This is a genomic window from Hoeflea sp. IMCC20628 (genome assembly GCF_001011155.1).
In the GTDB taxonomy this organism is placed as follows: domain Bacteria; phylum Pseudomonadota; class Alphaproteobacteria; order Rhizobiales; family Rhizobiaceae; genus Hoeflea.
Genome location: NZ_CP011479.1, coordinates 3247859 through 3273446 on the forward strand (window position 1 = coordinate 3247859; position 25588 = coordinate 3273446).

General features: G+C 58.3%; 19 protein-coding genes and 3 pseudogenes. 9 read left to right on the top strand and 13 right to left on the bottom strand.

From position 1 onward, the window contains the following. Positions 1-71: 71 nt before the first annotated feature. Both IMCC20628_RS15320 and IMCC20628_RS15325 read left to right on the top strand, forming a co-directional pair. On the top strand, positions 72-2057 hold the full coding sequence (locus IMCC20628_RS15320; RefSeq protein ID WP_197078310.1) for a VCBS repeat-containing protein: 1986 nt from the start codon (positions 72-74) through the stop codon (positions 2055-2057). Continuing rightward, the gene (locus tag IMCC20628_RS15325) at positions 2050-2865 is read left to right on the top strand and encodes a shikimate dehydrogenase (RefSeq protein WP_245307788.1); all 816 of its coding nucleotides are present in this window, start codon (positions 2050-2052) and stop codon (positions 2863-2865) included. Before IMCC20628_RS15320 ends, IMCC20628_RS15325 begins: the two co-directional genes overlap by 8 nt. Here the strand turns inward: IMCC20628_RS15325 and IMCC20628_RS15330 are convergent, their stop codons facing one another. The 8 genes from IMCC20628_RS15330 to IMCC20628_RS15365 all read right to left on the bottom strand — a co-directional run bounded on the left by IMCC20628_RS15330 (position 2866) and on the right by IMCC20628_RS15365 (position 9888). Then, a complete protein-coding gene (locus IMCC20628_RS15330) occupies positions 2866-3642 on the bottom strand; it encodes an IclR family transcriptional regulator (protein ID WP_047030949.1) in 777 nt (258 codons plus the stop codon). 84 nt (positions 3643-3726) lie between these two features. After that, positions 3727-4548 (bottom strand): hypothetical protein, encoded by an 822-nt coding sequence (locus IMCC20628_RS15335; protein WP_047030950.1) that lies wholly within the window; start codon positions 4546-4548, stop codon positions 3727-3729. Beyond that, complete coding sequence (locus IMCC20628_RS15340) at positions 4545-5387, bottom strand: sugar phosphate isomerase/epimerase family protein (RefSeq protein ID WP_047030951.1); 843 nt, start codon at positions 5385-5387, stop codon at positions 4545-4547. Before IMCC20628_RS15340 ends, IMCC20628_RS15335 begins: the two co-directional genes overlap by 4 nt. A 48-nt stretch (positions 5388-5435) precedes the next feature. Further along, positions 5436-6299 carry an ABC transporter ATP-binding protein gene (locus IMCC20628_RS15345; protein ID WP_245307789.1) on the bottom strand — a complete coding sequence of 288 codons (864 nt, stop codon included), beginning with the start codon at positions 6297-6299 and terminating at the stop codon, positions 5436-5438. After that, a complete protein-coding gene (locus IMCC20628_RS15350) occupies positions 6296-7096 on the bottom strand; it encodes an ABC transporter permease (protein WP_047032624.1) in 801 nt (266 codons plus the stop codon). The genes IMCC20628_RS15345 and IMCC20628_RS15350 overlap by 4 nt, the downstream gene beginning before the upstream one ends. A 93-nt stretch (positions 7097-7189) precedes the next feature. Then, complete coding sequence (locus IMCC20628_RS15355) at positions 7190-8185, bottom strand: ABC transporter substrate-binding protein (RefSeq protein ID WP_047030952.1); 996 nt, start codon at positions 8183-8185, stop codon at positions 7190-7192. An 80-nt stretch (positions 8186-8265) separates the two neighbouring features. Continuing rightward, positions 8266-9024 (bottom strand): ABC transporter permease, encoded by a 759-nt coding sequence (locus tag IMCC20628_RS15360; protein WP_047030953.1) that lies wholly within the window; start codon positions 9022-9024, stop codon positions 8266-8268. Between the two features lie 39 nt (positions 9025-9063). Continuing rightward, the gene (locus IMCC20628_RS15365) at positions 9064-9888 is read right to left on the bottom strand and encodes an IclR family transcriptional regulator (RefSeq protein WP_047030954.1); all 825 of its coding nucleotides are present in this window, start codon (positions 9886-9888) and stop codon (positions 9064-9066) included. Positions 9889-10083: 195 nt separating this feature from the next. Here IMCC20628_RS15365 and istA point away from each other — a divergent pair, with 195 nt between their 5' ends. Both istA and istB read left to right on the top strand, forming a co-directional pair. Beyond that, positions 10084-11571, top strand: a complete 1488-nt coding sequence (istA, locus tag IMCC20628_RS15370) for an IS21 family transposase (RefSeq protein ID WP_047030955.1) — start codon at positions 10084-10086, stop codon at positions 11569-11571. Continuing rightward, positions 11568-12434, top strand: a complete 867-nt coding sequence (istB, locus tag IMCC20628_RS15375; RefSeq protein ID WP_082128158.1) for an IS21-like element helper ATPase IstB — start codon at positions 11568-11570, stop codon at positions 12432-12434. The genes istA and istB overlap by 4 nt, the downstream gene beginning before the upstream one ends. A gap of 502 nt (positions 12435-12936) precedes the next feature. On the opposite strand, the gene IMCC20628_RS24305 is transcribed toward istB, so the two are convergent. Together IMCC20628_RS24305 and IMCC20628_RS15385 are read right to left on the bottom strand one after the other, a co-directional pair. Continuing rightward, complete coding sequence (locus IMCC20628_RS24305; protein ID WP_052766450.1) at positions 12937-15219, bottom strand: VWA domain-containing protein; 2283 nt, start codon at positions 15217-15219, stop codon at positions 12937-12939. Between the two features lie 100 nt (positions 15220-15319). Continuing rightward, on the bottom strand, positions 15320-16303 hold the full coding sequence (locus IMCC20628_RS15385) for a hypothetical protein (protein WP_047030956.1): 984 nt from the start codon (positions 16301-16303) through the stop codon (positions 15320-15322). Positions 16304-16912: 609 nt separating this feature from the next. Here IMCC20628_RS15385 and IMCC20628_RS15390 point away from each other — a divergent pair. From IMCC20628_RS15390 to IMCC20628_RS15400, 3 genes are read left to right on the top strand one after another with little or no spacing between them, the layout of a single operon-like run. After that, positions 16913-17368 carry a molybdopterin-dependent oxidoreductase gene (locus IMCC20628_RS15390; protein ID WP_047030957.1) on the top strand — a complete coding sequence of 152 codons (456 nt, stop codon included), beginning with the start codon at positions 16913-16915 and terminating at the stop codon, positions 17366-17368. Next, positions 17365-19137 carry a PAS domain-containing sensor histidine kinase gene (locus IMCC20628_RS15395; protein WP_047030958.1) on the top strand — a complete coding sequence of 591 codons (1773 nt, stop codon included), beginning with the start codon at positions 17365-17367 and terminating at the stop codon, positions 19135-19137. Before IMCC20628_RS15390 ends, IMCC20628_RS15395 begins: the two co-directional genes overlap by 4 nt. After that, positions 19134-20186 (top strand): response regulator, encoded by a 1053-nt coding sequence (locus IMCC20628_RS15400; RefSeq protein ID WP_047030959.1) that lies wholly within the window; start codon positions 19134-19136, stop codon positions 20184-20186. The genes IMCC20628_RS15395 and IMCC20628_RS15400 overlap by 4 nt, the downstream gene beginning before the upstream one ends. Positions 20187-20704: 518 nt before the next feature. Here the strand turns inward: IMCC20628_RS15400 and IMCC20628_RS15405 are convergent. Continuing rightward, a protein-coding gene (locus IMCC20628_RS15405; RefSeq protein WP_245307790.1) for an IS3 family transposase occupies positions 20705-21858 on the bottom strand; the annotation gives its coding sequence in 2 pieces (ribosomal slippage) (positions 20705-21577 and positions 21580-21858; 1152 coding nt in all). A 1380-nt stretch (positions 21859-23238) separates the two neighbouring features. On the opposite strand from IMCC20628_RS15405, the gene IMCC20628_RS15415 reads away from it, so the two are divergent. Both IMCC20628_RS15415 and IMCC20628_RS15420 read left to right on the top strand, forming a co-directional pair. Then, positions 23239-23919, top strand: coding sequence for a hypothetical protein (locus IMCC20628_RS15415; protein ID WP_156174533.1), 681 nt, complete (start codon positions 23239-23241; stop codon positions 23917-23919). Between the two features lie 52 nt (positions 23920-23971). After that, positions 23972-24381: pseudogene (locus IMCC20628_RS15420) on the top strand (transposase); the annotation flags it as partial. 104 nt (positions 24382-24485) lie between these two features. On the opposite strand, the pseudogene IMCC20628_RS15425 reads toward IMCC20628_RS15420, so the two are convergent. Beyond that, positions 24486-24986: pseudogene (locus IMCC20628_RS15425) on the bottom strand (nucleotidyltransferase family protein); the annotation flags it as partial. A gap of 84 nt (positions 24987-25070) precedes the next feature. Further along, a pseudogene (locus IMCC20628_RS15430) lies at positions 25071-25574 on the bottom strand (carbon monoxide dehydrogenase subunit G); the annotation flags it as partial. Between the last annotated feature and the right edge of the window lie 14 nt (positions 25575-25588).

The following is a 25588-nucleotide window of genomic DNA, read 5'->3' on the forward strand; positions in this document are numbered from 1 at the left end:
GCCAATTCAGCATTGTTCCGCAAATCGAAATGGTGTTCTATATGGAACATGTTTTAAAGCGAGGAATTGCCGTGACTGTCAAGCGATGGGAAGATGACGCAGTTGTTTGGAGTGGGCCGTTTTATGGTGACCAGGCCATCAAGTACGACGCATCCGTGAAAACCGGCTTTGCTTCGGGGCGGATCATCACCTGCGTCGATGTCGTTGACTGGGACAATGACGGCGGCCGCGACCTCATCATCTCGAGCTGGGACCCATGCTACGACGGTCAGGTCTATGTGCGCCAGGAAATCGGCAGGAATGCCGACAATACGCCGCTGCTGGGTCCGGAGACGTTGGTCGAGGGTGTTCGCGGCTATGTCACGGCAGTGCCCGACGGCGACCGCTTCCATCTCGTTTCCGCCTCGCGCATGCGCTCGCAGATCTACCTCTATCCCAACATCGGTGAGCCGGGCGCGCCGCGCTTCGGTCCACCGGTCATCCTCGAACTCGACGCCGACTGGCAGCACAAGAGCGAGTATTTTCACATGGTCCGCTTTGCCGATATCGACGGCGACGGCGAACTCGAATTGCTCGTGGGCACTGATTCCTGGGACGACTACTGGCCCAATGGGCTCGAATGGAATGACGACGGCTACAAGGCCTATGACGCTGCCGGGCGTTGGCTCGGCGGTCCGTTGCGCGGTTATCTCTACGCCTTCAAAAACAAGGGGACACTTGCCAGGCCGGACCTCGGCAAGGGTCGCATGGTCATGGCCGGCGAAAACCCGCTGGAAGTCTATGGCCAGCTTGCGCCCGCCTTCGGGGATTTCGGCAAGCGCGGCAAACTTGATATCGTTGCCGGCGAATTCTGGAACATCCTGATGATCGCCCGCGGCCAGGGCGACGGCAATTTCGAGCGTCTCGATGTGGTTCGCGGCGCCGGTCAGACCATGCTGGAACTTGACCACTGTATTCACCTGCCCTGCGTCGTCGACTGGAATGGCGATGGAAATCTCGATATTCTGGTCGGAGCGGAAGACGGCTACATCACCTTCCTGCGCAACACGGGAGATGCGCCCGACGGCTTACCGCTGTTCGAAAAAGTCGGGCGGGTAACCACCCAGGCTCCGATCGTGCACGCCAGTGTGCTTCCGTCTCCTGCGGCGCATGATTTCAATGGCAATGGCCGCCCCGACCTGGTCGTCGGCAATTGCTCGGGCGAGCTGCTGTTCTATCCCAACATGGGACCTTCGGCAGAGCCGAAGCTTGGGCTTGAAACCAAGCTGACGGCAGACGGCGCCGAGATTCTTGTCAGCGCCGGTCTGCACGGCTCGATCCAGGGACCTTCGGAGAAAATGTTCGGCTACACCTGCCCGACCGTTGCCGATTGGGACGGCGACGGGCTGGCGGACGTGCTGATGAGCGACGTTCTGGGCCGGCACATGTTCTATCGCAATCTGGGCGCAGACTATCCGCCGCGTTTTGCCGCGCCGAAAGCACTTTGCCACGATGGCAAGCCGCTGAAGACAGTCTGGCGCGTGCGTCCGGCAGTTGTTGACTGGCTGGGCGATGGCGCCCTGCATTATGTTGCACTTGACGAGGAAGGGCGCCTGTCGGACTTCCTCCGAGCGGGCGACACCGAATTGACGGACAAGCGTTTTCTGACCTGGGAAAACGCGACCCCGATCACCTTCACGCAAGACGTTGGCGGCGGGCGTGGTCGCGTGAAGTTGTGCATCTGCGACTGGACCGGCACCGGCCGCTACGACCTGATTGCCGGCACCCATGCCCGCGCCAGCCTTCCGCCGGGACCGACCGGCGCGCCACGCAACACCACCGGGCAGGCCGGCATCTTCTACTTCAGAAACATCGGCAGCAATGACGCACCTGTCTTCGCCGATCCCGTCGCCATGAAATATCGCGGCGAGACCATCGCAATGGGCATGCATGTGGCCTCCCCCGAGGCGGTTGATTGGTTCGGCAGCGGCGAGCTAGGCCTGATCGTCGGCATCGAGGACGGCAGCATCGTGTGGCTCGACCGCAAGGATCTTGACTGGGGGACAGAGGGTGAGTGAGGCGTTCTCTATCGACGGCAACACCTTGATCATGGGCATGATCGGCAGCCCCGTCGCGCAGGTTCGGACGCCACAGGTGATCAACCCGATCTTCGCCTCGGCGAAGGCCAATATCGTCTGCATGCCAATGTATATCGATGACATCGAGGCAGCGATCAGCGGCCTGAAGGCGATGCGGAATCTCGTTGGCTTTGGCGTGACCCTGCCGCACAAGCAGCGCATTGCAGCACTTTGCGACAGCCTCGATCCCGCGGCGGAGCAAGTGGGCGCGGTCAATGTGGTGCGTCGTGAACGCGACGGCAGCTTCCGGGGATACCAGTTCGACGGGCGCGGCTTTGTCGGTGGACTGCTGGCGCAGGGGCATGATCCCAGTGGCCGGTCCGTCTTGGTCCTCGGCGCGGGTGGCGCCTCGGCAGCCATCATCACGGCGCTGGTCGCCGCAGGCGCATCGGAAGTGGGCATCAGCAACCGAACCCATTCCAAGGCCGAGGCTCTCGCGCAAAGTGTGAGCGCCGCAGTGGGCGGTCGCATTTACGCCTGCGAAGCAGTTCCGAAACCGGGACAGATCGTCATCAATGCAACGTCGCTTGGCATGGATGCGGCGGACGTATTGCCGCTCGACACGGCGCTTCTGGATGCATCGATGCTGGTTGCCGAAGTGGTCGCCAAACCAGCAGTCACAAAGTTGCTGCAACAGGCCATGCAACGGGGAGCCGCGGTCCACTCAGGTCAGCATATGATCGCCAGTCAGGTGCCGATGATCGCCGAGCATTTCCTGGAGCTCTACGGGCCGACGGACCGCGGCTGATCAGGGTGTAAGGTCGCGCAAGACATCAAGTCCGGTCAATTGCGATGCGCCGCGACGAAGATGCGGCAGACACTCCAGCAACCGCGCCTCGGTCAGCCTGGCGCTCGGCCCTGCCACTGACAGTGTGCCCACCACCGATGCTTCGTTTCCGGAGTGGATCGGTACCGCTATCGCGGAAATGCCGGGCTCCGCCTCTTCCTGGGCAAGGCCGTAGCCGCGCGACCGGGTTGCCGAAAGCTCGGCCTGCAAACCCTCGACGGTCGTCTTGACGTTAGGTCCATCGATCCCGGCGTTTCCAAACCCTTGCTCAAAGGCGATACGCATCGCGTTCTCGGCGCTCAAAGACGACAACCAGACCTTGCCGGTCGCCGTGGCGTGCAGAACGACCTGGCGTCCCATCACCGGATCGACCAGCAGACCCGAGCGTGCCCCCTGTGCCTTGCCGATCCAGACCAGCTTGTCCTGTTCCACCAGCGCCAGCCGCACAAGTTCGCCGATCTCCTGCGCCAAGGCATCGAGCACAGGCTGGCATTCCTTCAGAAGGTCGATATTCGACAGATATCGCAATCCCAGGCCCGGCAGCTTCAGGGTCAGTTTGTAGTCACGGTTGGGCAGTTGAACCGCATAGCCGCTGGCGGCCAGCGCTGCTAGCATCCGGTGAACCGCGCTCTTGGGCATTCCGGTGCGATCTGCGATCGAACCGAGGCTCTGGCCTTCGCGGCTCTCGGCCAGAGTCTCCACAATGGCAAAGCACCTATCGATAATCGATGAAGACATGCGGCGTTCCAGATGAAATGGTGTTCCAGGTCATGCGCTAGATTGCATGCCCCCGCCCTGAATGCAAAAGCTGTTTGTGCCTGCTCAGGCCAGAGGGCTTCCCGCCTCATGGCCGGCGGCAAATCCGGCGATCAGTGATATCTGGGCGTTGAGCATATCGTTGCCGTCGCTGGTGGTGCATCCCAGTTCGCGGGCACGGGCAAGCAGTTCCGTCTCCCGTGAAAGGCTTGCGATATCGGCGACAAGGGTGTCGGGCGTCAGAGCTGCGAGTTCGACCGGAAATTCGTCGCCGGGCTTCAGACCCACCGGCGTCGCATTGATCCAGACGGCGGCTCGTCCGGCGTCGCGGCCCGCTTTCCGGGCAATACCTTCACCGGCAACGCGGTTGATCAGGTCGACGGTAAAGGCGACTGATTCCGGATCTCGGTCCATCACCATCACACGAGCTGGCGCTTCGGCAGCCAGGGCATGGGCGATTGCACGACCTGCCCCACCTGCTCCCAGCAGCAGGATCTCGGCGCCCTTCAGGCGGAATCGTGCGCTCGCGAGCCCCTGCACAAAACCGATTCCGTCAAACTGCGCCCCGTGCATGCTGCCATCGGCATGACGTTGAATGGAATTGACTGCCCCGACCTGTCTGGCCGCATCCGTCAGGCTGTCGCAAAGTCTGGCGGCCGCAACCTTGTGCGGGACCGTCACGCCGATGCCGGCGATATTGGAGAGCTGGCGAAAGACCGCCCATGTCGCGGTCAGGGTGGATGGCGTCACATGAAAGGGAGCGGCGACAAGATTACACCCAGCCGCCGCGAAAATGGGATTGATGAGGCGCGGGGTCTGCACCTGCTTTACCGGATCCCCGAATACGGCATAGATCCGTGTCGAACCATCGATATCGACCGGGCTCATTGGCTACCGCCCTCCCGGCCAGCAAAGATGTCCCGGCACCGTCGCAGCGCTGTCTGAAGAACCATGTCGGGGTCTTGCGCCCACCAGTCTTCTGAGAAGATCTCGACTTCAACCGGCCCAAGATACCCGGCTTCGCAAACCCTGGCCCACAGATGGGCCAGGTCAATGATACCATCCCCCATCATGCCGCGGTCGGTCAGAAGATGACTGGTGGGAACAAGCCAATCGTTGACGTGAAAGCCGAGAATCCTGCCTCTGGCACCTGCCAGTTCGATCTGCTGCTCGACCGCAGGGTCCCACCAGACATGATAGGTATCGACCACAATGCCGATACCATTGCCCAATTCATCGCACAGCGCGTTCGCTTCAGCCAGGGTGCAAAGTGGGGACCGGTCACCGGCCAGCATCGGATGCAGCGGTTCCAGGGCCAGGCTCACGCCACACGACCTCGCATGCTCCAGCAGCGGAACTAGCGTATCGGCCAGCTGACGCCTTATGCCGCCGAGACCCTTTTGGTGGGGCGCAACACCACCCGGAAACACCAGGATATGGTCGGCTCCAAGCTCGGCGGCCTTCTCGATCTCCGCCCTGGTTGCCGTCAGCTTTTCGGCCCGTTCGTCCGGAGTGGCGGCCAGAAACGGCCCGGCTCGATTGTAGCCGAAGGCGGTGAGGCCGGCATCGCGCAAAGATTGCGCCGCGGCCTTTAGGCCGATGCGATCCACTTCATCGCCCCATATAGAAACGCGGGTCATGCCCGCAGCCGCGCAGGCCTCCGCAAAAGCCTCGAACCGCCAGGCCTTGCGGAAAGTTGCATGGTTCATGACCAGGTCAAGCGACAAGGGCGTATCCGTTCATCTCGTGAGACGCCCAAAAATGGGCTGGGTTGATCAAAACTTGTAGACACCCAGCTTCTCGAAAATCGTGTAGATCTTTTTCGCGTAGACCGCGAACTCCGGGTACTCGCCCAGATGCGCCGGCCGCGGCCGCGGCAGATCGATCTTGATTTCCTCGACAATCTGGCCTGGGGATTTCGACATCACCAGCACCCGGTCCGACAGCCCTACGGCCTCTTCGATCGAATGGGTGATGAACAGGACCGTCTTGCGCTTGGCCAGCCAGAGCATCTCGAGATCGTGACGGATCTGGGTACGACTGATGGCGTCGAGCGCGCCGAAAGGCTCATCCATGATCAGCATCGATGGATCGTGAACGAGCGCTCGCGCGATGGAAACACGCTGCCGCATGCCGCCGGACAGCTGCCAGGGATATTTGTCTTCCGCGCCGGAAAGATTGAGCTGGGCAAAAAGCGCGTCGGCACGCGCCCGCATCTCGGCCTTGTCGAGTTTCCGGATCTCCTGCTGCAGCATCACATTCTGGATGGCGGTCCTAAAATCCAGCAGCAGGTGATCCTGAAACACAATGCCGATCTCGGAAATCGGTTTGGTGAGCGGCTTGCCGTCAACCTCGACGCTGCCTTCCGACACCGGTTCAAGACCGGAAACAAGCAGCATCGTCGTGCTCTTGCCACAGCCGGAGGGGCCGATCAGAGAAACGAATTCGCCAGGCTTGATGTCCAGGTCAATCGGCCCGAGGGCATGGAATGCTCCCGCCCCCCTGCCGTAGATCTTCTTGATGCCCTTGGCGACAATCGACGCACCAGCTTGCTGTGTGTTCTGCGACTGCACGATCGGCGTCTCCAGTTCCATGTTGCTGTTCAATTCCATCTTCTCTTGAGCCAGTGTCTTGTTCATTCCGGCCTCCTCGTCCAGGGCATGAGGACGGACTGGGCTAAAGTCATTGCGCCATTGAACACGAGGGCCACGAGGGCCGCCATTATCAGGGCGCTGAACATCAGGGTCATGTCCATGAAGCCCGATGCCCGCATGATCAGGTATCCAAGACCGGCGCTTGAGGCGATGAATTCGGCGATGATCACGCCTTCAACCGCCTTGACTACACCGATCCTCATGCCGGCGAAAATGTGGTCCATTGATGCCGGCAGCCTGACGCGGAAAAAGGTTTGGGCCTGCGTCGCTCCCATTGACCGGGTTATATAATAGAGCCGCGGGTCAACGGCACGAAATCCCGACATGCTGTCGACGAGCACCGGAAAGAATGACATCAGAAAGACAATCAGGACCGCGACCAGCGGACCGATGCCAAACCAGACGATGAGGATCGGTCCGATCACTGTCTTTGGCATGATGTTGAGGAACACGATTACTGGAAACAGGCCACGTTCAAGCGCGCCAACAGAAACGATGGCCAGTGCGAGCGGCACTGCAATCAACACACCCAGGCCAAACCCCAGGATCAACGTCTTCGACGTTGCAAACGCATGGTGCAGCAGCAGCGGAAAATCCGAGACGAATCGGGCAAGAAAATCCGACGGTTTGGGCACAAGCCAGACGGGCACGTTGAATATGAACGCAGCAAACTGCCAGACACCCATCACGATGAAGACGGCCAGAACCGTCAGCAGTACGGATTTGAGCCAACCCGGCAGCAACGGGCGGTCGAAGCCGCCGCCCTGTTCAACTGTGGTCATTTCAGCCACACTTATGTCCTTTGTCTGACTGAAGCAGATGCTTCACACTAGCAGGTAGGGCAAGGCGCGAGACTGCGCCCTGCCCCGAAGCTGTTACGGGCAGGTGATCGGCTCTGCCGGCACGTAGTCGAGCGTGTAGTAGTCCGTGACGGGCTTGTCCTTAGTCAAACCCATCGCCGAGGTCATCACGCCGTATATATCGTCCCACTTGGCCGCATCGGTGACGCCGATGACATCACCCGAGCCTGCCGGGCAGACCGAGGAGAAGCTGTAGGTTGCGCCCTGCATCAGCGCATCGTCAGACTTGGCGACGTCCGGGAACACCTTGCGGAGTGCCGCAACCGCCGCTTCCGGATCAGCCATGGCCTGCTTCCAGCCCTCGGCCGTCGCCTTCAGAAACCGCTTGTAGGCGTCGGGATTGGCACTGAGCTTGTCTTCGCGCGCAACCAGAGAAAGGCTGACCAGCGGCACGCCGTGCTCGTAGAAATACATGTTTGACGCTTCGAAGCCTTCGCTCTTGAGCGGCACCACGACGTTCTCCGGCGTCTCGGCCACAGCATCCACCGCACCGCTCGTCAATAGGCCGAGAAAGGCATTCTGCGCCGACGAGACGATTTCAACATCAGCCTCGGTCATGCCGTTCTTTGCCAGCAGCACCGGCAGCAGGGTCGCCTGTGCCGAGCCGGGCGCCACGGCAATCTTCTTGCCCTTCAGGTCTGCAGGCGATTCGATATTCTCAGACTTCAGTGAGATAACGCCGAACTGGCCGGCCTTCCAGATCGTCGAAATGATCTTGATCGGCGCACCCTGCGAGGCGACATTGAGGATAGCGCCGGCATCGGCGAAACCGATGTCAGCCTGTCCGGTAGCGACCAGCTGGGCGGCGACAGAAGAGCCGCGACCCTCCTCCAGTTCGACATCCAGATCAGCATCCGTGTACAGGCCATTTACCTGCGCAACAGCAAAGCCGAGATGGGCCGAATCCGCGGTCCAGTTCATTATCATTTTCATGCTGTCGGCAGCAAAGACGCCGCTAGCAGGAAGCGTCATTGCAGACGCCAGAAGGATAGCTTTCAGATTGACGTTCATTGGGCATTCTCCTCATTCCCAGGTTTAAATCAAAGATGGCTGTGACTGCCGTGGCTGCTGCGATCTGTGCAGCCGCAACTCTAGTTTGGTCCCCTCGGAACCATGTGGCGCTCGATCGCCTGCATGAGGCCATTGAGAATAACGCCGATCATGGACCCGACCACGAGGACTGCGAAAATCATGGAGGTGTCATTGCTGTCCATTGCCCGCAAGACGAGATAGCCAAGACCGTCCTTCGAGTTCAACCATTCCACGACGATGACAACGGTTACAGCGACGACGATCGAAATGCGCAGACCGGAAAAGATGTTGGGTGCGGCCGATGGCAGCTCGATCTTCAAAAAAGTCTGCAGCCAAGACGCTCCGGTCGACTTGCTCAGGTAATATTTGCGTGGATCGATGGCCTGAAATCCGGCCACCGAGTCCACCATCACTGGAAAGAACGTGATCAGTCCGGTGAGCAGGATCTTCGGGAAATCGGCAAAGCCGAACCAGACCAGCATTAAGGGTGCCAGCGTGATCTTTGGAAGCCCTTGGATGAAGACGACGATGGGATAGAGCAGTTCCTTGCAGATCCGGAACCGGGCGATCAAATATCCCAACCCGATGCCGGGCACGGCGCCAGCCACGAAACCATATATGATGAGCTTGGTGGTGATCATGCCGTGATAAGCGAGCTGTGGCGCGCTCTCGACGATGCGAAGCAGGAAGACGGACGGCGCGGGCAGAATGAAGCTCGGGACGGCGAAGACCCTGACGGCTGCTTCCCACACAAGCAGCAACCCCAGAAACCAGAGCGCGGGTTCGCCGATCCTGCTAATTGATGTGTTGAAATTCATGTCCACTCCTCCAGCTCCCGGACAAGAGCATTTGCCGGCTCAGGGGGCTAGGCTCGCCTGCGGATCACGCGCTGTGAAATCACGTTGGCGGATACGCAGCGGCCAGATTGCCGTCATCTCCCGCGCAGCCACCTGTAACTCCCTGCTGATCTCCGCGTAGCGCGCGGGGCGCATGCGCAAGGTCGGCCCGGCGACGGAAATTGTGCCAGCCACCGCCGCGTCCGGCGCTTCGCTGCAGAAGAAGGGGACGGCGAGCGCGGTTGCTCCGGCCTCGCCCTCATCGACCGCAGTCGCATATCCGTTGAGCCGCGCACTGTTCAGATGCTGACGGAAGGAGTCTACATCGGTGATGTAATTAGGACCCATGCCCTTGAGTGTTCCCAGACCCTCGACAAATGCCATTTTGAGGGCCTCAGCTTCCGTCAGCGTCGAAAGCCAGGCCTTGCCGTTGGCGGTCGCGTGCAGCACAATTTCAGCGCCCATGTCAGGATCGTAGCGCAAACCCTGCCGCGCGCCCTGTGCGCGGGCGATCCAGGTGAGACCACCGTTATCCGCCATAGCCAGACGGCAGTATTCCTGCGTCTTAGCTGCGAGCTTGTGCAGCACTTCATTGGCTAGGTCCGGAATGTAGCGCGTGTCGAGATTGCGAAACGCCAGCAATCCCATCCGCAGTGACAGCGCATAGGTTTGGCTAGCCGGATCTTGGATCACCCAGCCGCGCGACATCAAGGTCGCTAGGGTTCGATGCGCGGCACTAGTCGGCAATCCGACCGTTGCCGCTATTTCCGACAACTCCATCGATTCAGGCACCGAAGCAAGCAGTTCGATCATGCTTATGGCGCGGTCTATGGCGGCAACCGTCATGGAAATTCCTCCTATTGAGATCATATTCCATTTTGGAATTGAATTTCAAGAAGAAATTTTGCCTGCCACAAAGAATGTGGCAAAGTGGGCAGGGCGGTGACAAAGTCTACCAGAGAACGCCGGCATTTTGCCTGGCGGGGCGGAGTAAAATCCAGCCAATGGTAGATTGCTTTCTTTTTGAGAGGGCGGCCGGGGATGTTTGTCGTGGAGAGTTATGCCGCCGTTCGCCGGTTTGTTTTTGTTGAAGGCCACAGCCGTCGGGAGGCCTCTCGGGTCTTCGGTTTAAGCCGTGAGACGGTTTCGAAGATGTGCCGCTTCTCTCTTCCACCGGGCTACACGTGCACGAAGCCTGTGGGCAAGCCGAAGCTTGGAGCCTTGCTGCCTGTCATCGATGAGATCCTGGCGTCGGACCAGTCCGGTCCGGTGAAGCAGCGACATACGGCCAAGCGGATCTTCGAACGGTTGCGTGCCGAACACGGTTTTGACGGCGGCTACACGGTTGTGAAGGACTACGTGCGTATCTGCCGGTCCAAGGGTCGAGAGACCTTCGTGCCACTGTCGCATCCGCCAGGACATGCGCAGGTCGATTTTGGTGAGGCGATCGCCATCATCGGCGGCGTGCGCCAAAAGGTCCATTTCTTCTGCATGGATATACCGCAGTCGGACGCCTGTTTCGTGAAGGCCTATCCGCGTGAGACCACGGAGGCATTCCTGGATGGACATGTTTCTGCCTTTGCTTTCTTCGGCGGCGTGCCGCTATCGATCCTCTACGACAACCTCAAAATCGCCGTGGCCAAGATCTGCGGCGACGGCAAACGCGAGCGAACCCGTGCGTTCACCGAGCTCGTCAGCCATTATCTGTTCCGTGATCGCTTTGGTCGACCGGCCAAAGGGAACGACAAGGGCAAGGTCGAGGGGCTGGTGAAGTTCTCCCGTGCCAACTTCATGGTGCCAATTCCGCAGATGGCGAGCTTCGAGGCGTTGAACATGATGCTCGAAGACCGTTGCCGTGGCCGCCAGGGCGAGTGCGCCGGTCGACACACCGAGACCATAGGTGAGCGCCTGGTGACCGACACCGTGGCCCTTCGTCCTCTCCCTGCAGTGCCGCTGGAGCCCTGCGAGAAGCGTGCCGGCCGCGTCTCTTCAATGGCGCTGGTACGCTATCGCACCAACGACTACTCAGTGCCGACGGCCTACGGCTTCCAGGATGTCGTGGTGAAGGGCTTTGTCGAGGAAGTCGTCATCCTGTGCGCGGGCCAGGAGATCGCTCGACACCCTCGCTCGTATGGCGAAGGCGTGTTCGTTTCCAATCCGCTGCATTATCTGGCGCTGATTGAGATGAAGCCCAATGCCCTAGACCAGGCAGCCGCCCTGCAAGGCTGGGACTTGCCGGAGGTGTTCCAGCATCTACGCCATCTGCTGGAGGCACGGATGGGCAATCGAGGAAAGCGTGAGTTCATCCAGGTCCTGCGGCTTCTGGAGGCAATGCCGAAGGACGTTGTCACCTTTGCGGTGACCGAGGCAATCCATCTGGGCGCTCCTGGCTTCGACGCGGTCAAGCTGATTGCACTGGCCCGTATTGAGCGTCGCCCAGCTCGCCTCGATCTTACCGCCTACCCGCATCTGCCGAAGATGGATGTGAAGATCACTTCGGCAGCAGACTATTCGGTGCTGGCAGCATGACCCGCACAGTCAGCGACGCGATGCCGTCCGGCACGACAGGCGGAACCCCGCAGATCCTTCTGGCCCATCACCTCAAGCAACTGAAGCTGCCTACCGTGCTGCGAGAGTATGAGAAGGTGGCTCGGGAATGCGCCGAAAGCGGCGTCGATCACCCCCGCTATCTGTTCCGCCTGATCGAACTCGAACTCATCGACCGGGAGCGACGCACGGTCGAACGACGCATCCGCGCTGCCCGCTTCCCGGCGGTCAAAAGCTTCGATACCTTCGACTTCAAGGCCATACCCGGCCTGAACAAGATGCTCGTCCTGGAGCTTGCTCGTTGCGAATACATCCTTCGGCACGATAACATTATCGCTCTTGGCAATAGTGGCACCGGCAAGACCCATGTCGCTCTGGCGCTGGGCCTGGCTGCCTGCCAGAAGGGCTTCACCGTGATGTTCACCACTGCAGCCGCACTGGTCAGCCAGCGTCTTGAGGCTCGTGACGAGCGACGCCTGCTCAAGCTGCAGCGCGACCTGGCATCGGCAAAACTATTGATCATAGATGAACTCGGCTACGTGCCCCTATCATCGACAGGAGCCGAGCTTTTGTTCGAAACCTTCTCGCAACGTTACGAGCGAGGCTCGACCATCGTGACGTCCAATCTACCGTTTGAAGACTGGACGTCTGTGCTCGGATCGGAGCGGCTGACCGGTGCGCTGCTTGACAGGTTGACCCACCACGTCAGCATCCTGACCATGAACGGCGACAGCTATCGGCTGAAACAGTCCGCTGCCCGCCGTCGCGTCATCCCGTCAGGGGCGGAGCAAAACCAGGCCACCCAGACCATCGATCCAGACACCGGCGAAATCCTCATACCCTGATTGAAAACGCCACTGCTGACATGGAAAGGGCCCCAATTGGGGCCCTTTCCATGTCAGCAGCAAAGCCCTGCCGCTGGCCTGCTTTTACACCCCCACACTGGCCTGGTTTTGCTCCGCCGTTGACATGAGCCTAAAGGCGGCAAGCATCCGGCAGCGATTGAAGGTTATCTATCAGAAGACAAACGTGAACAGCCAGGTCGAACTGGTCGCTCTTTACGGGCAATTGTAGTGACCTGGGTCCTGAACGTCCTCCAAAATTTGGCAGAGTCCGTTACTGGCGGCGGGCTTGGGCCGAAGTGATCCCGTTCTTCGCCATCGAAAGCCTGAACCGCGTGATCCGCAAATCAAGACGCGCGGATCATTCCCGACCGAAGAACCCGCCACGCAACTGATCTACCTGGCCATCCGCAACTCCCCATTAACACGACGCATCAGGAACGCCCGGTGCGAGTCGAGTTTGGAATAACGCCAGCCGCCGCTCCTATGGAGAAAAACAAGCGTATCATTTCACCTCCACAACAGACCGGCCGAGAAGCGCCCGATCGGCGATATCGAGGAACCGCACTTCATAGACCCCAATCTCATCAGGCATTGTCATATCCATGGTTTTCTCGGCGCCAACTTTCTGAACAACGATCCAGCTGAAATCGGGCTGGTCCTTTCGAGCAAGTGCAATCCGTTGATCGGTGCTATCGCTCTCACCCGTCCAGGTAATTGTGATCGTGGCCCCTGGGCTGGCGGTTGTTGGCACTGACAACCCGGCTCCACCGTCAAGTGGTGCGTCTGCTGGAACCACTTCCAACTGTGCCGTCGCAAGGGTCTTTTTGCCCTCTTCCAGAACATAGCGAATTTCATAAAGTCCTGGCTCGGTTGGCGCGGTCAGCCTTCCCTTGGTCTTATCCCCCGTGCGAAGATGGGTATCGCGTGCACCCTCATCGACACCGGCAGGAACGATGGTTACGTAGTCGTGCCGGTTGACCGTGCTGGACCAGGTGATATCGACATCCGTACCGGCCCGAACGATGCCAGGGCCGGAAATGCCGATTTCGGCTTCAACCAGTTCGATAGCAGCGGTGGCGAGCGTCTTCTTGCCCTCCTCCAGCACATAGCGCACCTCGTAGAGCCCTGGTTCGGCGGGCGCCGCCAGACTACCCTCGCGGTCGGAGCCGGCGCGGATGTGGTTGCCGCGGCTGCCTTGGTCAGCTCCTGCGGGGACAATGGTGATGTAGTCACTCTCATTGATGGTTTTGGACCATGCCACGTCAAAGACTGCACCAATCGTGGCCTGCTCGGGGGCAGTGATTTCGACCTGCGCTTCGACCAGTTCGACAGCAGCTATGGCGAGCGTCTTCTTGCCCTCTTCCAGCACATAGCGCACCTCGTACAGCCCCGGTTCGGAAGGCGCCCTCAGGTTGCCCTCGCGGTCGGAGCCGGCGCGGATGTGGTTGCCGCGGCTGCCTTGGTCAGCTCCTGCGGGGACAATGGTGATGTAGTCACTCTCATTGATGGTTTTGGACCATGCCACGTCAAAGACTGCACCAGTCGTGGCCTGCTCGGGGGCAGTGATTTCGACCTGCGCTTCGACCAGTTCGACAGCAGCTATGGCGAGCGTCTTCTTGCCCTCTTCCAGCACATAGCGCACCTCGTACAGCCCCGGTTCGGAAGGCGCCCTCAGGCTGCCCTCGCGGTCGGAGCCGGCGCGGATGTGGTTGCCGCGGCTGCCTTGGTCAGCTCCTGCGGGGACAATGGTGATGTAGTCACTCTCATTGATGGTTTTGGACCATGCCACGTCAAAGACTGCACCAGTCGTGGCCTGCTCGGGGGCAGTGATTTCGACCTGCGCTTCGACCAGTTCGACAGCAGCTATGGCGAGCGTCTTCTTGCCCTCTTCCAGCACATAGCGCACCTCGTACAGCCCCGGTTCGGAAGGCGCCCTCAGGCTGCCCTCGCGGTCGGAGCCGGCGCGGATGTGGTTGCCGCGACTGCCTTCGTCGGCTCCCGCCGGGACGATGGTGATGTAGTCACTTCCATTGATGGTTTTCGACCATGCCACGTCAAAGGCTGCACCGGTTGTGGCTTGCTCAGGGGCTGTGATTTCGACTTCTGGAACCACTGGCTGTTCGGGTTTCGCCTCTGGTATGACAGACGGCTCAGCCATGGCGCTTTGAACCTGTGCCAACGCGTCGTGCAATTCGGCCGCGTTGTTGGCTGTGACAAAAACGCCTCCAGTATTTTCAGCGATGCAGGACAGGCTGGCGTTCTCCTCATCCTTCAAATCAAATCCCACCACATGCGCGGTGAACTTCACCCCTTTCTTGGTGAGTTGCGCAGACAGTGCGCAAGGATCTGCATTGCAGGTTTCCACTCCGTCAGAAATCAACACGACGGTGGCAGGGTTGTCGCGGAACGACAACAGGTCTGCAGCGTGCTGCACCGCAGCCGAGATTGGCGTCTTGCCTACCGGCCTAATTGAATTGACCGTGTCGATGAATTTGCTTTTATCCAGCGGTCCGGGCGCGATCAGCGTTTGAATGTCGCGGCAATCGCCCTGACTACGGTGGCCATAGGCTACAAGGCCCAAATTAGTACCAGTGTCCCATTCACTGACCAGATCGGCCATGACATCACGGGCGATCTCGATTTTGCTGGTGCCGTCGATCTGACCCCACATTGACCCAGAAGCGTCATAGACAATCACGACATCTTCAGCCGCGTTTGCAGATGTGGCACAGGCAATGCTACCCGCAATTATCATTGCCGCCAGTCTTGGTGCGATAAGTGTCATGCTTCGTTCCTCCATGCACGGCTCTATCGAGAGCCCTTAATGCGGCCGCGCAAGCAAGCAGTTGCCGCGTAGCTGTTTAGACATTTGGATGACTGCGTCTTCATGCCGAGTGTGGGGTGTCGACATCTGCTGGCGTATCGCTGCCATGTCCGAATGCGCGTTCTTTCAGCTTGCGGAATTTGCCCGACATCTGTTCCAGCTTGGCCTCCCACTCAGGATTGGGCTGCTGACCTTCGATCGTTTTGAAATAGACCTGCATCATGCATGTGATCGCGAAGGGCTCCAGCAGGGCGGCCTTTACGCTCCACGCGAACAAAAGCGCAAAGACAACGCCACCTGCGGCCCACGCCCCCGGCATCAGATAAACCACCAACGCAGCCGGAGCGAGCATGACAACGAACACCACGATTCCCAATCCGTAGACAATGATCGCCAGCCACGCAGCGTTTTTCAGCATTGTCTTGTAATTCTGACCGTAGAGTACAAGCGCCTCCTTGGCCGACATCCACGCGTTGTCAGATTTCGTGCGGATCGCATATGCGAGGATCACCTCATCCACAAACCCCACCGCGACGCGCAGGAAGGCTGACAAGATGCTGCTCAACTGCTGAGCGCCGGGGATCGGCAGTATAGTAAGGACGCCACGCACCAAGCCCGAAATCGCGCGCACAACACCCTTGATCAGCTGGTCGACCGCGAACAGCACACTGGCCTGCGGAAACCGTTCTTTGACCACGGCCGTCGCATGGCTGATCTGGCTGCGGCCTTGCGGCATCGGTTTGCCGTCAATCAATTCAATCAGGACCGCGATATGTCCCGCCTTGACAATATAGAGGATATACTCACGCGCCCAGTACATGACGACGCCGAACATGCCGAAGCCTGCGAAGCCACCCCATGCAGTGGTTGTGGCGCGAAACTCCTCGTCACCGAAACCGCCGATGCCATAACCAACACCGGCACCGACGCCTGTAACCAGGATATAGCCAAGCGTGATCCCGAAATACACGGCGATGCGAAGGAAAATGAATGGCATGGTTCGGCCCATAATGCCGAGCGCGCTGCCGATGCTGAAATCCCACATTTCAATCTCCTTAGGTCTGAAATACTGTTGCTCGTTTGGAAAATTCCGTGCTGCGCCACGTCATGTTTCGCAGGCGCTATTGGCGTGTCTATCGGTGCGTGCGCGCGCGGCGCAGGAAGCTGTTTGCGGATAGCGCTACGACTTTCCAATGCCGGCTCTCTCCCCCACAGCATAAGGAACAGAGACCGATTTGATCACTGGCCTGCCGTTCGTGATCATCTCCATTGTCTCGCCTGTCGGACATATCTCGCTGTGAAATCTGATCCCACCCCATCCCTGCAGACTGGCGGAGCCGGCAATTTCCATTCGATCTCGCAATGGCTTTTCTCGACCCGGTTTTCAGGCACCTCGCAACCGGCAAGCACAATCCGTTCACCGGCTCAAACGGTGCTGGAGAAATTTGGCGGCGACTGGCACCTGTATGGTCCGGATAGCTGCCACGTGTGCTTGATTGGCACGCTTAAAAGCAGATGATTACACAACCGGCATCCCCTACGCCCCGTCCGTTTGAACGGGGTGCAGCTATTGCTTGTAAAATATAATGTTTGCAGAACGATACAGAGCCTGATGAACTGCACGGTAAAGAGGACATCGAGTATGTGGAGACTGATGGTCACGGGCCTTGTGTTGCTGGGGGCCGCCGGCGTTGCGCAAGCCGAAGCAACTATCCTGGAGGTCACGGGGCGGATCGCCGGAGGGGGCGTCAAACTGGATCGCGCGGCACTCGAAGCGTTGCCGCCCGCGGCGCTGGTCACCTCTACCGTTGTGACCGATGGACAGCATCATTTCACCGGCTTTTTGATGCGCGACCTGCTCAATCATCTGGATGCGAAAGGCGATAGTGTCACCGCTGTTGCGTTGAACGACTACGCGGTGGAGATCCCAATCTCCGACTTTTACGAATATGATGTGATTGTTGCCTTCGACATGGACGGCCAGCCCCTGACACGCGACGACAAGGGGCCGCTCTGGATTGTCTATCCGCGCGACGATCATCAGGCTTTGCAGGACATTCGGTTTGATTACCGATGGGTGTGGCAATTGCAACTACTCGACGTGCAATGACGCGCAGCCGTCATGCTATTCTTGGACTGGCCCTGCCATTAGCTGCCGTCCTTGTCTTTGCCGTGCTGCTTACATTTTCGATGCTGCGCATGTTCGAAATGCAGAACGCAATGCGCGTGGGTGCGGAGCAGAACATGCTCTGGGTGCTGCACCAAAGCGAGGTAGCGGCCCTGCGGATGATCGAGACGGCAGCACTGGCTGAACTTGGTGAAGCAGACCAGGATGACCTTGCCCTGCGCCTCGACATTCTTGCCAGCCGGGTGACGCTTTTGAACGACGGGCCGCAGCGCCGCTTTGTCGAAAGGATCGGCATGGGGGGCGATCTGGATCGGCTCCAAGCGATACTGACAAGCCTCAAGACAATTATAGATGAGTTCACGCAGGACGACGGCCCGCGCCTACGCAACGCGCTCGCCCCATTCTCGGGTATTTTCGGGCGGGCTGCGAACAAGGCCATGATTGCGGAATGGGATGATATGGGCGGGCGGCTGGAAGCGTCGCGCGGACAGTTGCACCAGATCATTGCATCCCTGATTGGGATCATGATTGCGGGCGGTATACTCGCCGTCATGCTCGTTATGACGTTGCGCGAGTCACGTCAACGCAATCGCATGCTACTTCGTGAGCGGGATTTTTCCGGTCTGCTGATTTCGTCGAGCGGGGAAGGCATCCTGGCTGTAAACCGCGACATAAAATGCACCGTGTGGAACGACGCCATAGCCGGGATGATCGGCAAACCCGCCGAACAGGTGGTCGGCCGCACCTTGTCCCAGGTCGCCGGATTTTTCGAAACCGCGCCGGTTCGGATTGGCATAGAACAAGCCCTTGCCGGGATCACGTCCAAAATGGCCTACCAGCCGCTGTTCGCTCCAGATCGCGAAAGGCCTTTATATGTTGATCTGAGGTTCTACCCAATGTGGAATGATGTCGGGATCGTGGGGGCGATCCTGTTCATGCACGACGCCTCTGATCGTCATGCGGCCAAACAGAGGGAGGCCCAGATTCGCGATCGTTTGGAGGAACTGGTGACAGAACGCACCCGCGACCTTGACAGCGCCTTGCAACGCGAACGGTCGGCGGCCGATCTCTACCGCAACTTCGCCGCGATGGTATCGCATCAATTCCGCACGCCATTGGCGGTTGCAGATTCGGCTCTTCAGCGTTTGCTGCGGCGCGGTCCGCGCGCCGACCCCGGCGAGGTGGCCGAGCGTGCCGGCCGGGCCCGCAGCGCTATTGCAGGCCTGACACGCTTGGTGGAAAGCACGCTGGACGCCGCACGACTGGATGCAGGCCAGATTGGCGCGCGGCGCGTAAACTGCGATATGAGCAAAATCGTCAGAACTGTCTGCGACCGCCTGGGTGATGCGGCCCCTGACCGTCATATCGAGGTATCGTATCCCTTACTCGGTCAGCCCATCGCCTATTGCGATCCGGCCCTCGCCGAACAGGTGCTGGAAAACTTGCTGTCCAACGCCAACAAATACGCCCCACCAAACACGTTGGTGTCAGTGGTCCTGCGCATTGACGGCGAATGGCTTTATTGCGATGTCAGCAACAGTGGCCCCTCCCTTTCCGAAGAGGACCGTGAACAAATATTTGAGCGTAACCATCGCGGCGCGAACAGCGTTGGCGTCGCCGGCACTGGTATTGGGCTGTTCATGGCACGCACATTGGCGCGGATGCAGGGCGGCGACGTCACTTTGCAGGCAGGCAATGAAGGTACGACCTTTCGCATATCCTTGCCCCGGTTCGAGGAGAAAACGACATGACACCTGCGACCAAGCCCGCCCAGATCCTTGTCATTGAAGACGAAGAACATTTACGACGCGACATCGTTGAAGAACTCCAGGAAGCCGGATATCGCACTCTCGACGCGCAGAATGGAGAAGCGGCGCTGGAGCTGCTGAAAGAAACGACACCCGATCTTTTGCTTTGTGACATTACGATGCCAGGCCTCGACGGTTATGAAGTGCTTGAACAAGTGCGCCGCCAGCGTCCTGACCTCTCCTCAGCGCCCTTTGTTTTCCTGACAGCCTTGTCCGAGCCCTATGAGGTGGTCGAAGGCAAGCTGAAAGGTGCAGACGACTATTTGGTCAAGCCGATAGATTATGACCTGATGCTGGCCACGATCGCTGCCAGGCTCCGCCAGGTCGAGCGAATACACAACCGACACGACGGCGAATTGGCAACCATACGCAATGCGCTGGCCGCATTGTCCGGCAGTGGCGCCGAAGCTGCGCTGAACCTTATCGCTCTGGGGACCATTCTACTCGATGAAAAGGCTGTACCAGTTCTTGTCAACCGGGCTGCCGATCAAATGGCCGCCAATGGCGACTTCATCGCTATTGGCAAAAAAGGCATATGCTCGCCGGATCCGGCATCAAACCGGGCGTTGCAAAGTGCCATTGGCGGGGCGCTGGAGGCAGCATCACACCACTGCGACAAAGTGCTCGGGGTCACGTTACAAAGAACCCACGATACCAGCGCTATTTCGGTCGTGATTTGCCCGCTTGTGCAGGCGGACAATGACCGTAAGGGGCGCGCTTGCGTGGCTCTGTTTATTTCTCCACCAGGTCAAAGCCAGCGCATTCCAGAATCCCTGCTGATGGACTTGTTTTCGCTTACCCCGACCGAGGCGCGGGTCGCGAGCGCATTGGCCCGCTGCAGGCGTCCGAGCGATGTGGCGGAGGAACTTGGCGTATCGCAAACCACCATCTCGTTCCACATGCGCAACCTGTTTCAGAAAACCGGCACCAATCGACAGGCCGACTTGATTGCACTGATCCTTGCATGCCCGATGATGATGGAATTTAAATAGATGGACTCTCGCGAACTCGCGACTGTCTGACATCAGCACCCCTGAGACAGCTGCGGCCTAATTGAGAAGTGGGCGTTGTCACGTTAATTGCCACCCAATTGCCGGTACTGCGAGGCGGCGTGGTTTGGGTCATGACATCGCCACTCATCAGCTACAAGCACCACCGCTTCCATCCCGGATTATCATCGAAAGCTGGAGGAAACAGTACAACACCAAACGACCGCATATAGCTCTGGCTTGCCTCCCTGCGCCAGAAGCCATCGTCCCGATGGCCCAAACGTCGGCCATGCACTATCTTTCAAGTCGGACCACTCAAGTGGGGCTGCTCAAATGCATGACGCTCTGCTGTCGCCTGATGCGGAAATTATTTCCGCATCACTGAGTGGTATGCAACACAAAAACCGCCAGGGCAGCTTAACCCAATTCCGCTCGGTCCAACCCCACATGGACTGTTTCGACATGGCAGTGCCGCACTCTACTGAGCTACTCCCCATTTGTTGGACAGGCTCTGGCGTAAATTAAGCTACTTTTTGCATCTGCTGATCGGGTTTGTTTTCTTCATTTCCTTGCCAGTAGACCACGGTAGGTGGTTTACCGCCAAGGGCGGAATGGGGGCGTTTGTGATTGTAGAACTCCATCCATTTTTTGATCCCAGATTTGGCCTCTGATCCGGTCTCCCAAGCATGCAGGTAAACGCACTCATATTTCAGGGACCGCCAGAGCCGCTCGATGAAGATGTTGTCGAGGAACCGGCCCTTTCCGTCCATTGAGATGCGGACGCCGGATCGGCGGAGGCGGTCTGTCCAGGCAAAAGACGTGAACTGGCTGCCCTGATCCGTATTCATGATTTCGGGCGAGCCGAACTTGTGGATAGCTTCGTTCAGCGCTTCAACGCAGAAGTCTGCCTCCAGCGTGTTCGAGATGCGCCAGGCCAGAACCTTGCGGGTGTGCCAGTCCATGATCGCCACCAGATACAGGAACCCACGCCGCATCGGCAGGTAGGTGATGTCTGCACACCACACCTGATTGGGCCGATCAACGCGCAACCCGCGCAACAGATAGGGGTAAATCTTGTGACCCTTCGCCGCTTTGCTGGTGTTGGGCTTCTGATAGATCGGCATCAATCCCATCAGTCGCATGAGACGACGGATGCGTTTCTTGTTCACCAGATGATCATCGTTGCGCAGGTGCCATGTCATTTGTCGAACCCCATAGAACCGGGTCTCCAGGAATTGCTTATCGATCTGGCGCATCAGATCGAGGTTCAGATCGGTCTCGCCTTTCGGCTCATAGTAAAATGACGACCGCGAGATCGACAGCAATGCGCACTGCTTGCCGACGGACAGACCTGGCAGGTTTGGCTCAATCATCTTCCGCCTCACTTGCCGGTCCACGGTTTGAGCTTTCTGGCCAAAAAATCATTGGCGACGGCCAACTCCCCGATTTTAGCGTGCAGGTCTTTCACCTGCTCCTCATCAACCTCCGGCGTCTTTCCAGCGCCGCGCTCGAACACACCAGGCGCGCCCACGAGCAAGGCGCGCTTCCACTGGTGGATCATAGTCGGATGAACCCCAAAACGACTGGCCAACTCGCTGACCGTTTCCTCGCCCTTCAGCGCTTCCAACGCGACCTTGGCCTTGAATTCTGGGTGATGTTGCTTCCGTTTCGACATCGTCGATCTCCTTCGTGTTGAAGATCAACAGACAACAAATCGCAGCTTGCGTCAGTGTCCGATTTTGGGGGGGGCAGCTCAACGTTCGGCAAGTTGGGTCTGGGTCCAACCCAATTTTTTCCTGTGGTCTCGAACAAGTGCGCCGAAATCTGCGGCTGAACGGATCATGAGGTGTTCTCCATACTTCATCTTACCGTACAGGAAGAATATTGAATAATCCATAGAAACTTCCCGATAAGGAAGATCGTGGAGAAAACGGAGAACTCTTCCCTCTCGGTAAGGTTACGGCGAGGTACTTGATCACGGCTGATCTTTTGCTAAGCTGAAATCGGATGGAGGCAAGACAAATGGCTTGCTTGGAGTCGTAACAGACGATCTCGTCAGCGAAACGCCTGAAAGGCGCTCGTACCGTTCAAAGACTGCGGAGTGGCGTATAAAATATACGTCGTCTTGTGCGAGGATAATTCCTCCCAATTGAGGGGTGACCCATAGGGGTCATTGCACGTCCGCTTCAGAAATGAAGCAAAGGACGTGGACTCATGACTTCAGGAAACAGACTCAAGAAACTCAGAAAACAGGCGGCCCAGCGACAAGGCGGTTACTGTTTCTATTGCCGGTACCCGATGTGGGATTCCAGGCCCGAGGAATTCATCGGGCGCTATGGGATTTCGTCTGGGCTGGCACAACGGTTCCAATGTACCGCCGAGCATGTCCAAGCTCGATGCGATGGTGGCAAGGACGTTGCGCCGAACATTGTGGCTGCCTGCCGTTTCTGCAACTCGACGCGGCACAAGGCGAAGCATGCTGCGGATGCCCAGACCTATGTGTCGTTCGTGCGTTCGAGGCTGGCAAAGGGCAAGTGGCACCCGCCACAATTGAGGGCGTCTTTCAGCGAACGGAAAAATGCCTCCGACCGATCCTCACGGGCGCGGTGACGATCAGTCAGCGCTGGCTCATTAGCCTGACGCTCTGTTTGGGAATTGTCTTGCACGACTGTCCCCCGGGCGTGTATGACAATTTTGTCTTACAAGAACTGCGGTGATCGGATTTCACCAACCATTTCAGATGCTTGTGAGGGGGTCGAAAAACCTTAGCTGGGGATCCAGGTTCCCCAGCCAAATTAGTCTAAATAGTTCAACAGGTTAGCACATCTCGTCAGTGTGCGGAATCACCCCACATTGTACCCCCACAATGGGCAATGCGATGTCGAACTATCTCAGGCGTGAATCAGATTCATTTGTCTTCCGCAGACGGGTCCCCTCCTCGCTTCAAAATCGCCTCGGTCAAAAGGAAATATACCGATCCTTAAAAACGACTGTGCGAAGGATAGCCAAAGCGCGTGCCGCGTATCTATTCATAGCATCTGACAGGCTGTTTCATATGATTGAAGAGTATGATGAGGAAAGGCTTTCCGACGAGGATATAAAAGCCGCTGTTCGGCATTGGCTCAGTTCGATCACATGGACAAAACGAATAGACGCAGGCCTGAATGAACTCTCGCCTGGCACATTGAGATCGCTTCAGGACAGACTTCCCGACATACTGCTGGATGCTGGAAAAGATGAAACTGTATCATCCGAACACAACCTGATCGAGGAAGCTTGGTCAGCTCTTGAGTATTCTGACTACTCTGGTTGGGGCAAAGGCGAAACACTGACCAGAACGGTTACCGTGATGCAGCGGACACTCAAGGAATATGTAGACAAGCGCGTGCAAGAGGTCTTCGAGCCAGACACTCAGGTGGCGGTGTCCATTCACGATACTCCGCCCCATTCAGCACCTGCCAATATGTCGAAAATCTCGACATTCATCCAAAAATGGCAGAACGACATAAAGGTCGGCTTCCGAGGTGGTAAAGGTCTCGAACCCGAAACGACTGACCAGTATCACCAGACCGTTGAGTTATTCATCGGATTGATGGGCAACCTACCCGTAGGCAAAATATCTTATGACCTCGCTGCCGATTTCCGTGAGAAGCTGCTCGGCCTTCCAGCCACACATGGGAAGGGGCGCACTGGTTCCATCAAATGTCTGACGTCAGCGCCCGTGGGACAGATTTGAGGATTTGAACAACGGAGGATTTCTGGTTCATCTTACCGATTGGGAGATCGAGATGAGACAGAAGCCTGAAACATCGAAGAACGCAGCTGACAAGCTGGTCAAGAACATCCGCCGCAAGACCCGCCAGACCTATTCAGCGGAGGAAAAAATCCGTATCGTTTTGGCGGGTTTGCGTGGAGAGGAAAGCATCTCGGTGCTGTGCCGCCGCGAAGGTATCGCCGAAAGCCTGTATTACAGCTGGTCGAAGGAGTTCCTGGAAGCAGGCAAGCGCCGGCTCTCGGGTGACACAGCACGGCAAGCGACGTCGCCGGAAGTAAAGGACCTTCGCTCTGAAGCCTTGGCGTTGAAGGAATGCGTCGCCGATCTGACCCTGGAGAACCGCCTGCTCAAAAAAAGCATGACAGGTGCTGGGGAGGACGAGGCATGAGATACCCTGCGACCGAGAAGCTTGAGATCATTCGTGCCTGCTCAATCCTAAAAGATTTCAGATCATCCAGCGTGTCGAGGTCTGTGAAATAGGCAGGATCCCGGAATGGAACCAGATTGACCATTTCCGGATGATCCCGTGTGAATTTCCGACATCCGGGATTTGCCTTGTCGGCCATCAGGGACTGTTTCAACGCCAGAGGGATGACCAGCGGGTTGCCACGAACAGCACCGTCGTTCATCGGAATTGTAATGCGTGCTTGATCACTGGCCCGGTGCGCCTCCAGAAGCCTCTCCAGCGCGGCGCCATCGAGAAGCGGTTGATCGCCCAGAACGACAAGGGTCGTCTTTGCCTCAGGCGCGGCGTTCAATCCGGCAGCCACGGAACCTTGCTGCCCGTCGGCAAAATCCGGATTGTGAATGAAGCTGACGTCTAGCCCATCAAGCGCCTGTTCAATGTCTGAAACCTGATAGCCGGTCACAACTGCTACCGGAGCATCGCAGACCGCAACGCAGGCAGACACGGTTGCCCGGATCATCGGCGAGCCGTTGATCTCGATTAGCAGCTTGTTCACGCCTCCCATCCGGCGTGACAGGCCTGCTGCGAGAACGATTGCTGCCGTGTCATACACCGAACACATCCTTGCCGGCCTGTTTGCGTCCGCTTCTCAGGGAAAGGTGCCCTGGCCTAGTGACTGCCGCATCCTGCATCACAGGGAATCGCGCAAGCGGCCCACCCATCCTTTCTTTTCTTCTACTTCTTCGCTCAGCGTGTCTTCCGCAACCGGTTGAGGACCGACAATCTCGCTAAATTTCGTGAAGAAATCGCCGGCCAACTTCTTCGCCGTTCCATCAATCAGACGGCTGCCAAGCTGGGCGATCTTGCCGCCAATTTCAGCCTTGACGGTGTAATTGAGCATGGTCGCGTCGCCGTCGGGAACAAGGTCCACCTTGGCCCCGCCCTTGGCAAAGCCGGCCATGCCGCCCGATCCTTCACCACTGATTGTGTAGCCGCTTGGCGGATTGAGGTCCGACAGCGTCACCTTGCCGGTAAAGCTCGCCTTGACCGGGCCGACGCGCAAGGTCACCTTGGCGTTCATCTCGGTATCGGAGGTTTTCTCGATCGATTCACAACCGGGGATGCACTGGCGCAGGATGTCGACGTCATTCAAAGCCGCGTAGACTTCTTCGCGGGACGCTTCGATGCGTTGTGATCCGTTCATTTCCATATTGGTATATCCTT